General features: G+C 41.7%; 11 protein-coding genes, 1 pseudogene and 1 CRISPR repeat array (1 of these 13 cut by a window edge). Of the genes and pseudogenes, 6 read left to right on the top strand and 6 right to left on the bottom strand.

Annotated features, from left to right (window positions below; all coding sequences use genetic code 11):
* A CRISPR array of direct repeats spans positions 1-113; the repeat unit is 37 nt; unit sequence ATTGCAATTCATCAAAATCCCTATTAGGGATTGAAAC; it reaches 5,844 nt to the left of the window's first position.
* Positions 114-751: 638 nt separating this feature from the next.
* A complete protein-coding gene (locus H6G86_RS10580; protein WP_190934286.1) occupies positions 752-2,197 on the top strand; it encodes a cytochrome ubiquinol oxidase subunit I in 1,446 nt (481 codons plus the stop codon).
* A gap of 92 nt (positions 2,198-2,289) precedes the next feature.
* Positions 2,290-3,303, top strand: coding sequence for a cytochrome d ubiquinol oxidase subunit II (gene cydB / locus H6G86_RS10575; RefSeq protein ID WP_190934285.1), 1,014 nt, complete (start codon positions 2,290-2,292; stop codon positions 3,301-3,303).
* A 125-nt stretch (positions 3,304-3,428) separates the two neighbouring features.
* Here cydB and dusB read toward each other — a convergent pair whose 3' ends face one another.
* The 4 genes from dusB to H6G86_RS10555 all read right to left on the bottom strand — a co-directional run bounded on the left by dusB (position 3,429) and on the right by H6G86_RS10555 (position 6,886).
* A complete protein-coding gene (dusB, locus tag H6G86_RS10570; protein WP_190934284.1) occupies positions 3,429-4,487 on the bottom strand; it encodes a tRNA dihydrouridine synthase DusB in 1,059 nt (352 codons plus the stop codon).
* 76 nt (positions 4,488-4,563) lie between these two features.
* Positions 4,564-5,397, bottom strand: a complete 834-nt coding sequence (locus tag H6G86_RS10565) for an Rpn family recombination-promoting nuclease/putative transposase (protein ID WP_190934283.1) — start codon at positions 5,395-5,397, stop codon at positions 4,564-4,566.
* A gap of 119 nt (positions 5,398-5,516) precedes the next feature.
* Complete coding sequence (locus H6G86_RS10560) at positions 5,517-5,936, bottom strand: hypothetical protein (RefSeq protein ID WP_190934282.1); 420 nt, start codon at positions 5,934-5,936, stop codon at positions 5,517-5,519.
* A gap of 92 nt (positions 5,937-6,028) precedes the next feature.
* A complete protein-coding gene (locus H6G86_RS10555) occupies positions 6,029-6,886 on the bottom strand; it encodes an acyl-CoA desaturase (RefSeq protein WP_190934281.1) in 858 nt (285 codons plus the stop codon).
* A 173-nt stretch (positions 6,887-7,059) separates the two neighbouring features.
* Here H6G86_RS10555 and H6G86_RS10550 point away from each other — a divergent pair, with 173 nt between their 5' ends.
* Positions 7,060-8,289: a TetR family transcriptional regulator gene (locus tag H6G86_RS10550; protein ID WP_190934280.1), complete on the top strand. Its 1,230-nt coding sequence runs from the start codon at positions 7,060-7,062 to the stop codon at positions 8,287-8,289.
* Between the two features lie 81 nt (positions 8,290-8,370).
* Here H6G86_RS10550 and H6G86_RS10545 read toward each other — a convergent pair whose 3' ends face one another.
* Positions 8,371-10,251: a DUF1565 domain-containing protein gene (locus H6G86_RS10545; protein WP_190934279.1), complete on the bottom strand. Its 1,881-nt coding sequence runs from the start codon at positions 10,249-10,251 to the stop codon at positions 8,371-8,373.
* 121 nt (positions 10,252-10,372) lie between these two features.
* Between H6G86_RS10545 and H6G86_RS39475 the strand changes: the two genes are divergently transcribed.
* From H6G86_RS39475 to thiS, 3 genes are all read left to right on the top strand, one after another.
* Entirely contained in the window at positions 10,373-10,504 is a 132-nt protein-coding gene (locus H6G86_RS39475; RefSeq protein ID WP_277883573.1) for a hypothetical protein, read from the top strand.
* Between the two features lie 373 nt (positions 10,505-10,877).
* Positions 10,878-11,993 carry a thiamine phosphate synthase gene (locus tag H6G86_RS10540; protein ID WP_190934278.1) on the top strand — a complete coding sequence of 372 codons (1,116 nt, stop codon included), beginning with the start codon at positions 10,878-10,880 and terminating at the stop codon, positions 11,991-11,993.
* Positions 11,994-12,111: 118 nt separating this feature from the next.
* Entirely contained in the window at positions 12,112-12,324 is a 213-nt protein-coding gene (thiS, locus tag H6G86_RS10535) for a sulfur carrier protein ThiS (protein WP_185580391.1), read from the top strand.
* Here the strand turns inward: thiS and H6G86_RS10530 are convergent.
* Positions 12,321-12,563 (bottom strand): annotated as a pseudogene (locus H6G86_RS10530) (penicillin-binding transpeptidase domain-containing protein); the annotation flags it as partial. The gene thiS and the pseudogene H6G86_RS10530 overlap by 4 nt on opposite strands.
* Positions 12,564-12,664: the final 101 nt, after the last annotated feature.

Below are 12,664 nucleotides of genomic sequence, written 5' to 3'. Positions count from 1 at the left end.
GCTGAATTGCAATTCATCAAAATCCCTATTAGGGATTGAAACCTAGGATATTAAGCCTACGTAGCATAGCCTCATTATTGCAATTCATCAAAATCCCTATTAGGGATTGTTGTGAAAAATACCTCTGTTTTAGTACCAGCTTATTATCTGGTTTTTGAAAGTTAATCAAATTAATAATGCATATCAAAGTTAAACAAATGGCAATAAATATTTTTAAAAATTTTAAAAGTCGATTAACCTTGATCACTTGAATGGATTGATAAATTTCTGCCTTTGTAATATAGATTCTCTAGCCCCTGTCAACTTCTGCGGAAAAGGAGCTTTAAAGCTGACATGAATCGGCCATATCAGCCCTAAATCATAGCTCCTCAACTTATTGGAGAAGTCGGATAGATGTACATTAGTGTCACCTTATGTTTTTTATGCCAACTTTGACCTCTTGTCTTTTGACATATATTACTGATTCACTCACAATTTAGAAAACTTTCCCTATCTATAGAGAGATGCTTTCCTCTCTAATAAAGTTTAATAAAGAGAAAATCTACGAAATTAGTCTTTCCATTTTACTATGATAATGAAGTTTTTGGAAACTGCGATCGCTAGAATATTATTCACGAATTGTCAAGAATTAATATTCAATAGTGAATAAAGAAAATTGGATGGAATTAGAATCTCCATCTAAAGATTTTGGGCTGTTGAATTTGAACTCAGAGAAACAAATAAGAGTGAGTTTCAATAGAGGAATACAGGCATGGAATTTTTATCCAATTCAGTTGTGCTATCACGGATGCAATTTGCACTGACTGCGATATTCCATATACTTTGGCCCGTCTTGACTACAGGGATGGGGATTTATTTGGTCATTATCGAGGGGCTATGGCTAAAGACTCGTAATCCAGACTACTATCTCCATGCCCGTTTTTGGTCTAAGTTCTACATCCTGAACTTTGGGATTGGTGTAGCAACGGGTATCCCAATGGAATTTCAGTTTGGCACTAATTGGGCACCTTTCTCGGAAGCAGTAGGTAACTTTTTTGGCAGCGTTATTGGGTTTGAAGCCTCTTGGGCATTCATGCTGGAAGCTGCTTTTTTAGGCATTATGTTATTTGGTTGGGAACGCGTTAATCCCACTATTCACTATCTTTCAACAATTTTAGTTGCCGTTGGCGCGAACCTATCAACCCTGTGGATTTTGACAGCAAATTCCTGGATGCAAACCCCATCGGGTGGGGAAATGGTTAATGGAAAATTTATTGTCCACGATTACTTTCAAGCAATTTTAAATCCCTTCATGGTCAACAGTGTGATGCATATGTTCTTTGCCACACTGGAGACTTCACTATTTGTCATTGGTGGAATTAGTGCTTGGTATATTCTCAAAGAACGCCATCCAGCTTTCTTTTCGTATTCTTTGAAGATTGCTTTAGCAGCTGCTGTTGCAGTTGCCCCATTACAAATATACATTGGGCATTTGAGCGGCGAACAAGTTTATCACTATCAACCCACAAAACTTGCAGCAATGGAAGCACAGTGGGAATCTTCACCTGCGGGACAGCCTGCTGATTGGAGTCTTGTAGCTATACCTAACGAAAAGGCGCAAAAAAATGACTGGCAAATCACTGTTCCGAATGCGCTGGGATATATTCTGGAATTCAAAAAGAATCTTTCCGAACCAGTACGCGGCTTGAAGGAGTGGAAACCAGAGGATCGTCCTCATATGGTGGGTTTGATTTACTACGCTTTCCGCGTCATGATTGCCATTGGCTTTTTCTTAGCCGGATTAGTGTTATTGAGTACGCTGCAATGGTTGCGCGGTAAACTCTCAGCCGAAAATATTACTCAACAGCGTTGGTTGATGCGGGCTTGGATGTTCGCAGCTCCTCTAGGATACATCGCCGTAGAGTCAGGCTGGATTGTCCGCTGTGTAGGAAGACAGCCGTGGACGCTTTACGGGCAAATCCGCACAGCAGATGCGGCTTCTCGTCTACCCGCTAATAATGTCTTAGTTTCACTAACTGGCTTTGCTACAGTTTACAGCTTTTTATTTATTGCGGTTTTGTACTTTGGCAGCCGCATTATTCGGAAAGGCCCAAATCTCGACTTGCCAGTACCAGGTGTGGAAATCACTAAACCAGCAGTAGATACAACCCCTGGAGAGTTCGTTCCAGATGAACGCCCTGTAGAAGCACAACAATGACTAATTCAAAATTCCAAATCAATAAAGTCTATTTGGATAGAGATTTTGACTAATTGACTGCAAACTAAATATGGAGCAGTATAGGATATTTTATGGAGACGCTAAACTATCTTCTCCCCCAAGTATGGTTTATCATTTTAGCTCTTTTTCTATTCCTCTACGTGATGCTAGATGGATTTGACTTAGGTGTGGGGATATTATCTCTTACTTCTTCCGATGATGAACGCCGCGGCATCTTAATGACTAGCTTAAGCAACATTTGGGATGCTAATGAAACTTGGTTAGTTCTCATGGCTGGGGGTCTGTTTGGCGCATTTCCACTAGCATATGGCACGATTTTAAATGCTTTATACATTCCAATTTTCGTAATGGTGTTTGGGTTTATCTTTCGTGGTGTAGCATTTGAGTTTCGTGAACAAGCAAACCGCAAATTATTTTGGAATTTTGCCTTTGGTGCCGGGAGTTTTAGCGCCGCACTTGGTCAAGGTTTCGCTCTTGGTGCTGTGCTGAAGGGTATTAATGTTGATGAGGCGGGGCACTTTATTGGTACAACTTGGGATTGGTTGAGCCTTCCATCGGTGCTGGTAGCTTTGACATTGATTCAAGGATATGTGCTGATTGGCTCCACCTATCTTATTTGGAAAACAACAGGGGAATTGCAAGAAACTCACTATAAAACTGCCAAAATTGCTGCTTGGACGACACTAATCGGCGCAATTTTAATTACAATTACAACACCAATAATTTATGAAAATGCTAGGTTCCGCTTGTTTCAACAGCCTCTAGTTTATATCTTTGCCATCATACCCGTGCTGGGAGTCGTTCTGATTTGGCAACTTTTACAGAGTCTCAACCACAAAGAAGAAATAGCACCTTTTCTCTGGACAATTTTACTGTTTGGATTGTCGTTTATTGGGTTAGGATTGATTGTCTTCCCTTACATCATTCCCAATAAAATCAATATCTATGAGGCAGCAGCTGATCCTAGTTCCTTAGTAATCATGCTTATCTTTATTGGCTTTCTCATCCCCGTGATGTTGTTCTACAACCTTTACCAGTATATTGTTTTTCGAGGTAAGGTAACTGGCAATAATTACGGGGAATGATAAAAATTGAAGTTTAACTTTTTTGCTTGATTTTTACTTTTGAATTGTTAAGTAAATCGCCTCAATTTATCAATCGGCAGTTGCAGATTTTAATGCTACATCAAGGCAGTGGTAATATCAATTTTTTAAAGCATTACTAAACTACCTTCTGCTTCTTCTTCTTCTAGTTCATAACCATTAGCCAATTTTTCAATTGCTTGGTCAATCATTGCCAAACCTTGATCTACTTTTTCAACTAAACTTAGCTGTCCCCGGAGTTCGGCAGCACCAACGAAACCTTTAGCATACCAAGTCATGTGCTTTCGGGCTTGACGCACACCGCGATCGCCTTTATATTCCCACAAGGCTTGTAAATGATCTCTCGCACATTCCAAACGCTGAATCGGAGTAGGTGTCGGTAATATTTCCCCAGTTTTCAGAAAGTGATCGATTTCTCCAACCAAAAACGGATAACCCAAAGTCCCACGGGAACACATCACACCATCAGCACCAGTTTGTTCTAAACATTTCACCGCCGCTTCAACGGAAAAAATATCTCCATTCCCAATTACGGGGATAGAAAGCACTTCTTTGACACGAGTAATCCATTCCCAACGGGCATTGCCATTGTATCCTTGGGCGCGGGTGCGTCCATGTACTGTAATCATTTGTGCCCCTGCATCTTCCATCCGCTTGGCAAAGTCGAGAATAGTAATTTCGTTGTCATTCCAGCCAATACGGGTTTTTACTGTCACAGGTACATCAACAGCTTTCACCACTTCCCGCACAATTGCTTCTGCTACTTCTGGTTGCCGCAACAATGAAGAACCGCCACCATTTTTAGTGATTTTATTTACTGGACAACCCATATTAATATCAACAGTATCAGCACCTTCGGCAACTGCCTTGATTGCTGCTTCTGCCAAAAAATCGGGACGACAATCAAATAGTTGAACGCTAATTGGGCGTTCGTTGGGATCTACCTCCATGATTTTGGGTAACTGCTTAACATAATGCAATCCCGTAGCATTCACCATTTCGGTATACATCATCGAATCTGGTGCATAGCGACGCACAAGACGGCGAAACACCATATCCGTTACTCCAGATAGAGGTGACTGGAGAACCCGACTTTTTACCTCAAACGATCCAATTTTTAAGGGTTGGGAGAGTCTAGCTTGCAGAGTGGGAGAGAGCGAAATCATACAAAAAATTAAAAATTATGGGAATGGAAAATAACAGGAATATTTATGATTATCTGTGAGCAGTGCTAATTGTAGGTTACGTATCCTGACTTGGAGGCTGTTTTTGCATTTCTTGCTGAATTTCCTCTAAACTCAAACCTAACTCTTTTGCCATTTCTTCAAAACTCAATCCCAATCTCAACAACAAAGGTATCATTCTAAACTTTTCTTCACGCGCTCCTTCTTGTTTACCCTCTTGTTTGCCTTCTTGCTTGCCCTCTTCCTTCCCTTCTTGATAAACTCGTGTTTGTTTCAAATCACTTAGCCCAAACATACCTTCAATCTCCTCTCGGCTCATCGTCGGAAACTTATAAACCAAAATTGTCTCTATTAATTCTAGTAACTGCTGCCGTTGTGGTTCAATGTTGATTTCTTGCTGAGTTCTGTCTATTAGCTGCCTAGCAGATGTAATTGCTGTTTCCTCTTCATCGACAACTAATTTCATAGTAGCAATTCCAACTGGCAGCGATGCAGTTTCACCCAATTCATTAAGATAAATGCGAGTAACACGATTGCTAGTGAAAAATTCGCTGTAATTATTGATATCTGCTATATCTAGACTGCGATTGGGATAGATAACTACTCCTCGCCAAGAATTTTTAGGTTTATTTTGACGTAAATATAAACAAATTTCTGAAATTAGGCGCGAATAAATTTCTGCGTCGGTTTGAAACTGGACTTCAACAAAATAAATCGGATTTTCTTGCCCTTGTGTTGGGAGAAAAACACCATCTATACGGAATGTCGTTTGCTTGATTTCAATTGATGAGAATTTATACCCCTCTGCGGTTTGGGGTGGATTACCAATTAATTCAAAAAATATCCCAGGAAGTTCCTGAAAAAGGCGGTAAAAAATGCTGTCAGTTTTCACACTTGATGTATTGCGGTGATTTAAACCGTTAGATTTTACCGTGAAACAGCTAGTAACAGATTTTGTTTAATTAGACTTAAGAAAATAAGGCGATTTTAATTATACCTATATATGTTATGTCAATTTGTAGCTAGTGTACTACGCCACTCTTTCAATACAAAACTAGACCACAGCAAAAAAACTATCAGTAACAGTCCCATAACTCCATCGAGCCAAATTAGGCTATGCATTTTCAAAGACATGGGAGCAACCATCGGGAAAAGATAATGGACTGGACTGGAGATACTGGTGATTGAGTATAAGGCTAATAAAAAATACGCCAACCAAAAGATGCCTTTGGTGTAAAACCAATATCCCAACAGTCCAACTGGAGTCATCACAATTACAGTACTAATTACTCCAACAGAAGTGAACCACGCGGGGCCAGGATATCTACTCAAAAATAATGCATTGTCTATGTAGTGTAGCCAAGTAGAAATGAGGTTAAGTGTGATGACAATTAGCAGAATCGTCTGGCGAAACCTAGATGTATTGATCATGATGTAAATATGCAATTAAAATGCGTAATAGCTTATTAAGCCGACTGCAAGAAGCAATCGGCTTAACAAATTTATAGTAATTTAGTTGCAATTTAGCCGTGAGTTGCACCTTGAGGAGGACGTGAGACAACTTTTTTGGCTAAACCCAAAGTCTGCAAAACTAGGATGCTCCACCAAGTAACATCAATCTCCCACCAAGACAACCCAGATTTCGCCATGTGGGGATAAGTATGATGGTTGTTGTGCCATCCTTCTCCATAAGTTACGAGGGATACCCACCAAAGATTACGAGCGCCATCATTAGCATCAAAGGTGCGATAACCCCACAGGTGTGATGCTGAGTTTACAAACCAGGTTGAGTGCCAAAGCAAGACACATCTGAGAAACACTCCGTAGAACACAAAAGGCCATCCTCCTAATCCATATAAGAGGAGTGCGAAGGGTATTTGCAACAGCAAGAAGTAGCGATCTAGCCAACAATAAAAGGGTTGTTTTGCTAAATCAGGCGCATATTTTTTATAAGTGTCATAGTCAAAAAATTCTGGGCGTGGGTAAAAAATCCATAATATATGGCTCCACCAAAACCCTCTTTGAGCAGAGTAGGGATCTAAATTGATATCTTCCGTGTGGGCGTGATGCTGGCGGTGTCCACCTACCCAAAAAATTGGCCCACCTTGCAAAGCCAGGGCTCCTATTAGGGCGATCGCATACTCTAACCACTTGGGAACTTGGAAACTCTTATGGCTCAGTAGTCTATGATATCCCAGGCAAATACCAATGCTCCCGAATAACCAGTGGAGAAACACTAGCAAACCCAATGCTGGCCAGGAGAAGAACCAAGGAGACATAAGTGCTAAGGCATGAAACGTAGTAAAAAATACTACGTTTGTCCAACTGAGTTGAGGTGAGTTGCCTCTCTCAGGGGCGATCGCCCCAAAATTTGCGGTCATAAAAATTCCTGTTGATGGATGATGAAGCAATTTGCCTTTTCTCGGATGCCACCCCACAAGGGATTTACCCGCACTGTATACTAATTCGTTACAGTAGAGTAAAGCAAGTATCACTTACATTTGTTATGCTAGCAGAACTCTGATACCCCTGCAAGTGCCACTTGCATTTTTCTATGTCGTCTCACCTCGTTTCCACTCGTCAACGCTTGATTCAAGCTGCACTTGAGTTGTTTTCTGCTCAGGGAGTTAGCGCTACCACAACCCGCCAAATTGCAGAAAAAGCCGAAGTCAACGAAGTGACTCTATTTCGGAATTTTGGCAATAAGCATGGACTGCTTTTAGCGGTGCTGGAAGAGTCCGCAGCCTTTAAGGATTTAGGTGAATCGCTGGTGCGGCGGGCAACGCCTCCCGGCAATGTGTACCAAGCTCTCAAAGATTATGCAAGTGATAGCTTGCACGCATTAGAACGAGTGCCAGAGTTTGTCCGGTCTGTGGTAGGTGAAGCCGACCAATTCCCGGCAGAAAATCGCCGCGCACTAGGCAGGGGAGTTACAGAGGCAAACCGTTATGTAGCTCAGTATTTAGCTACTGTAATCCAGCAAGGGCACCTAAATACTTATTTACCAGCAGAAAAATTAGCTAGTTTGCTAAATGGGATGATCTTGGGATATGCCGTAATTGAGTTCACCAGCGAATTTCACGAACTTTGGGAGGATCGGAATGATTTTCTCGAAAATTTGGTGGAGTTGTTTTTACATGGAGCCATGTCATCCTCAGCAGAATCAGCTATAAACTGCTTACAAGGAGGGTTCACCACCACAGAAGTAGCTGATTTGCCTGCTAGTTTAGTTCACGAAATTTTACAACAAGCCAGGAAATCGGGAGTACGAGATTATGCCTTGGCTTATGTGTTATTTGGGGCTGGGTTATCTGCCACAGAAATAATTAGCTTGGAGCGATCGCACCAAATCTACGATCCTCAAGGGCACTTCCTGCAAATTACAATCCCCGGATGTATCCGTCAAGTACCAGTAAATCAGTGGATTTTGGGCAAACGCTACGGTTCTTTTACCAATAATCCTTTAATCAAATGGCTGAAAAGTCGTAAAGATACTCAAACAGCCATGTTTTTGAATGAAACAGGTAAACCCATGACAGAATCAGAGCTTGAGACACGTTGGCAAGTATGGAGTGAGGGACTATTAACTCCCCAAGGACAAGCGCCAGCGATCGCTCAGGCACAACAAACTTGGCGCGTAGAAATGTTAATGCGGGGAATCACCTTGGAAAACCTGATTATCTTAACAGGTTGCGATCGCTCCCAATTACAACCTTATGTCCGTCGAGCCAAAGAAAAAGCTGCCCTAGAGCAAGCCACCCGTTTGGATCATAAGCCGGGATAGGGTACGCCTAAGCAATTAAAAATTAAAAATTAAAAATGAATAAATGCAAGGGCAGTAAGCATTTTGGTGTCGATCAATTGTTTAATTTAAGGGTTCCATGATGGCTCTTAAACCATTGCTAGAGAGTGTTTTGAGCATTTCTTTAGCGTTATATTCACTGCTAAATACTCCTGCTTGCATAACTCTTTGACCTTCCCAAACTGTGGGAAAGGCACCAGGGGCAAGCGATCGCACTAAGTCTTGATCTCTATCAGTGAGGAGTGGAACTACTACGCGATAACGGATACCGAACTGTGTCGCAGATTTACTGGCATAAGGAATACTTGCAGAACTTGTTTGCATATTGCCAGTATTACTAATGGGGATATTGTTATCGGGAAGTGGTAAAAGTGCTGAGGCATTGGGGGCAGTAGCTTCTAGTATTGGCAATGGCTGCTGTGTTTGATTCCTTGTGCTGGCAACTGAATTGGATGGGTACTCAGGGGCAGTAAATTCAATCGTATTAGGATCAATCCGCACATAATTCAACTGTGGTGTATTAGGCGGCTGTGCTGGACTGGAAGTTGCAATTTGAGTGTTAGTTGGTATTTGTCTCGCCGACAAGCTGCTAGGAGTCGGAAATGCAGCAACTTTAGATGTGGGTTGCTGTTGATTGGATATAGGCGTGGAAAGTGGAACCTTAGATGGCACTAATGGCAACAGTTGACTGTTTAATTGTGTAGAAACAGGATTATTTGCTGAAATACTGTTGCTGTTTTGGCTATTAGTAGTTTCAGAGATTCCGGGAGCCGAGAAGGTGATTTCCCCAGTTGGTGGTATTTCTTGTAATACATTGTTGGGAGTCGATTGAGAATTTTGTGCTACTAGTGCTATTGTCCCGTTAATATCTACCTTGCCAGTGATGCGATCGCTCACAAGACTATTACCGCCAGCAGAAATCATCTGTTTAGCAGCACTGGCGTTAATGTCGTAGCGGCCATTATTTTGAAATTGATTACCCCCAGGTTCCGATGCACTACCCAAATCTGGCATTGCTTGAGCGATCGCAACTAGACCATCTTCTTTATTATCTTGAATAATATTATTCCGTAAAATCGGGTGCGCCTTTGCTTGCACTACAATTCCCGATCTATTGTTCTGAATTTGATTGCCTATAACTATTGGAGCGGCATTTTGGGCAATATTAATGCCAAAACCCGTTTGGTGAAAGACATTTTCTTTCACTTGGGGACTGGAATTCCCGGCAATTGTCATGCCATTGGCTCCATTGCGATCGAAGTAATTCTTGCTAATGGTAGGTGCAGCATTACCACTGACAGAAATCCCATCTTGGGTACTGCCGGTAAATGTATTTTCCGCGATTACCGGATCGCTAGATTCAATCCATAAACCGTAACCCCGGCGATTGGGGTTCGTCACCGTCACCCCAGTGAGCAAAGCTTGGTTTGCCCCGACAATTGTGACGTTTTGACCGCCAAAGCTCCGACTCAGGTAATCACCGCCTCCCTGAATGATAATATCCTTGCCTTGATTGCTAGCGTTGCCTTGAATTGAAACACCCGGTTTCAGCATTAAGGGAAATTCCTCTCCTGTCTCGGCGCTATAAGTGCCAGTGGAGAGCATAATTACAGTATTGGGGTTAGCTAATCGCAACGCATGGGTAATCGTTTTCACAGGAGCAGATTCGCTACCATTACCTGCGCCGTCATTTCCACCATTTGGGTTAACAAACAGCACGTTAGCCTGAGAATTTTTTGTCTCACCTAAAGGTGCTGAATTTGGTGCTGATGGTATCTGAGCGATGGCACTATCCAGGAACGTCATACTTGTCGCTCCTATGCCTACGGTAAAAGATAATACTGATAAACTAAAAAATAAAAGTCTTGCTGATTCCAGAAACTTCAGCTTTGCAAGCATAATATCTACTCTACGGTACTTAGGAAACACACGACAGTGAATCATATTTAACACAACTCCTTAGAAGTAACAATAAATTCTTATACTCTTAGAGAGTATTATGTCGATAATATTACTCACATATTGAACGATTGGCGATTTTTAATACAGGGTAATAAATGATATTGTGTCTGTTCGAGAATACCTGGCTTTAAAAGACAGGCTACGCGATCGCCAAAATACCCTCACCCTAAAAGAGCTTGTAATTCAGGACTTACGCAAAAAATTCTTCCTCGAAAGACAAACACTCTCTAAATAGTATCTATGCCAATACTTGTCGGGTTTTGGGGGAAAGGGGAAGGCGAAAGGGGAAAGAAAAAACCTTTACCCTTTAACCTTTTCCCCAAACCCAATTCCGAGTTAAAAATGCTTTACCCGAGCAGTATTGGTATCTATGCAGTCTCAATTTAATTTGCCCATTGGAGATTTTCTGATGTATCCCTTTGGGCTAGTCCTTTGTAAGCTCGTTGTTCACCCTAAAATACTTGACTAACCTTAGTGCAAAACTGTAGCCTCAAACTACCCTTATCACTGCATATAAGAACATGGGATAATTTATCGTAACCCTCATTACTACGCTTTTTGGCGTAGATTCGGCAAAAATTGAGTAAAAAAAGCAAATTAATTGACTTATGGTTACTAAGAGATATGATAATTCACATTTTGATGAAAGCACTAACGGGGTTGTTGTAATGGTCGAGCCATACAGCCAAAAAGAGCAAGTACAACAAGTTGTCTATCGCATTTTAGATGCCAATTTAGACCGCGCTCGTGAAGGCTTGCGAATTATTGAAGAATGGTGTCGCTTTGGCTTGAATAATGCCCAGTTAGCTCTTGAATGCAAGCGCCTACGACAAGAATTAGCCAAGTGGCATACCCCGGAATTACGAGCGGCGCGAGACACACCAGGCGATCCTGGGACTGAGTTAACTCATCCTCAAGAAGAAGAACGAGCTAGTATAAAATCAGTATTGCAAGCTAACTTTTGCCGTGTCGAAGAAGCATTGCGGGTGTTGGAAGAATACAGCAAGCTTTATCAGCCAAATATAGCTAAAGCTTGTAAGCAGATGCGCTATCAGGTTTATACCCTAGAAAGTAGTTTAATGGGTCATCAGCGCCATCAATTGTTGTGGCGATCGCATTTGTATCTTGTTACTTCCCCGAATGAAAATTTGTTGAATAACGTCGAAGCTGCACTTAAAGGGGGATTAACGCTTCTACAATACCGTGACAAAACCGCCGATGATTCTTTGCGTTTGGAACAAGCCAGAAAACTCCGGCAGTTATGCCATATCTACGGTGCTTTATTCATTGTTAACGATCGCGTGGATCTAGCTTTAGCTGTGGATGCAGATGGGGTACATCTGGGACAACAAGATATGCCTATTGCTATTGCTCGGCAATTACTTGGTTCCCAACGTCTGATAGGTCTTTCTACCACCAATAAAGAAGAAATGCAAGGAGCAATTGCTGAAGGTGTAGATTACATTGGCGTAGGGCCAGTTTATGAAACTCCCACGAAAGTAGGTAAGGCCGCAACAGGTTTAGAATATGTCAGCTATGCTGCGAAAAATTGCTCAATTCCCTGGTTTGCCATTGGCGGAATCGATGCCAATAATATCAATGATGTGATCGATGCTGGAGCCAAACGTGTAGCAGTGGTGCGATCGCTCATGCAAGCCGAACAGCCTACCCTAGTAACACAATATTTGCTCTCCCAACTCAATCGCATTAAGCCAGAACTCTAAAATAGTCATTTGTCATTTGTCATTTGTCATTTGTCATTAGCCCAAAGTGAGTAACCAATTACCCATTTCCAATTCCCAATTCCCAATTCCCCATTCCCAATTCCCCATTCCCACATTTATGTCTAATGAGATTACGGTTCAGGTAAATGGGGAAACCCATAGCTGTTCATTTCAAATTTCTTTACCCGACTTGATCCAAGAGTTGGGTTTTAACCCGCGCTTGGTGGCTGTAGAATATAACGGCGAAATTTTACATCGCCAGTTTTGGCCACAAACAAAATTGCAGCCAGGCGATCGTTTAGAAGTAGTAACTATTGTTGGTGGTGGTTAGTTAATGTGAGCCAGCAAGCCCAAATCTTTAAGGCTGCGTCGTGTAATCTCGATGCGGATGGGCGCATCCTCTGGTTTATACATATCAAGGGTTGTTGCGAAAAAGTAGACGTTTTTGTTTTGTTCTAAATAACCCACAAACCAACCAACTTGTGGTTTGGTACTTGTTAACCATCCCGTCTTTCCCCGCAGTGTGTAGTCTGGAGTTTGTTCGCGTACCATAATGTCTTTGACAAGATTTAAGTAGGACAGGGTGAAAAAACCAAATTGTGTAAAGATAAGTAAATACACATAATGTATCTACCACGGTAACAGGTATATGGGCAGCCGTTTAAGGGTAT

This window comes from Nostoc sp. FACHB-133 (assembly GCF_014698055.1).
GTDB lineage: Bacteria > Cyanobacteriota > Cyanobacteriia > Cyanobacteriales > Nostocaceae > Nostoc.
The sequence above is the reverse complement of the archived record's forward strand: the minus strand, read 5'-3'. Positions and strand labels throughout refer to the sequence as shown.

What these genes read in the sequence shown, in the direction of transcription:
- H6G86_RS10550 (WP_190934280.1), top strand. Translation starts at nt 7,060, where the DNA reads ATGTCGTCTCACCTCGTTTCCACTCGTCAACGCTTGATTCAAGCTGCA.
- thiS (WP_185580391.1), top strand. Translation starts at nt 12,112, where the DNA reads ATGTCTAATGAGATTACGGTTCAGGTAAATGGGGAAACCCATAGCTGT.
- H6G86_RS10545 (WP_190934279.1), bottom strand. Translation starts at nt 10,251, where the DNA reads ATGATTCACTGTCGTGTGTTTCCTAAGTACCGTAGAGTAGATATTATG.
- H6G86_RS10580 (WP_190934286.1), top strand. Translation starts at nt 752, where the DNA reads ATGGAATTTTTATCCAATTCAGTTGTGCTATCACGGATGCAATTTGCA.
- H6G86_RS10555 (WP_190934281.1), bottom strand. Translation starts at nt 6,886, where the DNA reads ATGACCGCAAATTTTGGGGCGATCGCCCCTGAGAGAGGCAACTCACCT.
- H6G86_RS10560 (WP_190934282.1), bottom strand. Translation starts at nt 5,936, where the DNA reads ATGATCAATACATCTAGGTTTCGCCAGACGATTCTGCTAATTGTCATC.
- H6G86_RS10540 (WP_190934278.1), top strand. Translation starts at nt 10,878, where the DNA reads ATGGTTACTAAGAGATATGATAATTCACATTTTGATGAAAGCACTAAC.
- cydB (WP_190934285.1), top strand. Translation starts at nt 2,290, where the DNA reads ATGGAGACGCTAAACTATCTTCTCCCCCAAGTATGGTTTATCATTTTA.
- dusB (WP_190934284.1), bottom strand. Translation starts at nt 4,487, where the DNA reads ATGATTTCGCTCTCTCCCACTCTGCAAGCTAGACTCTCCCAACCCTTA.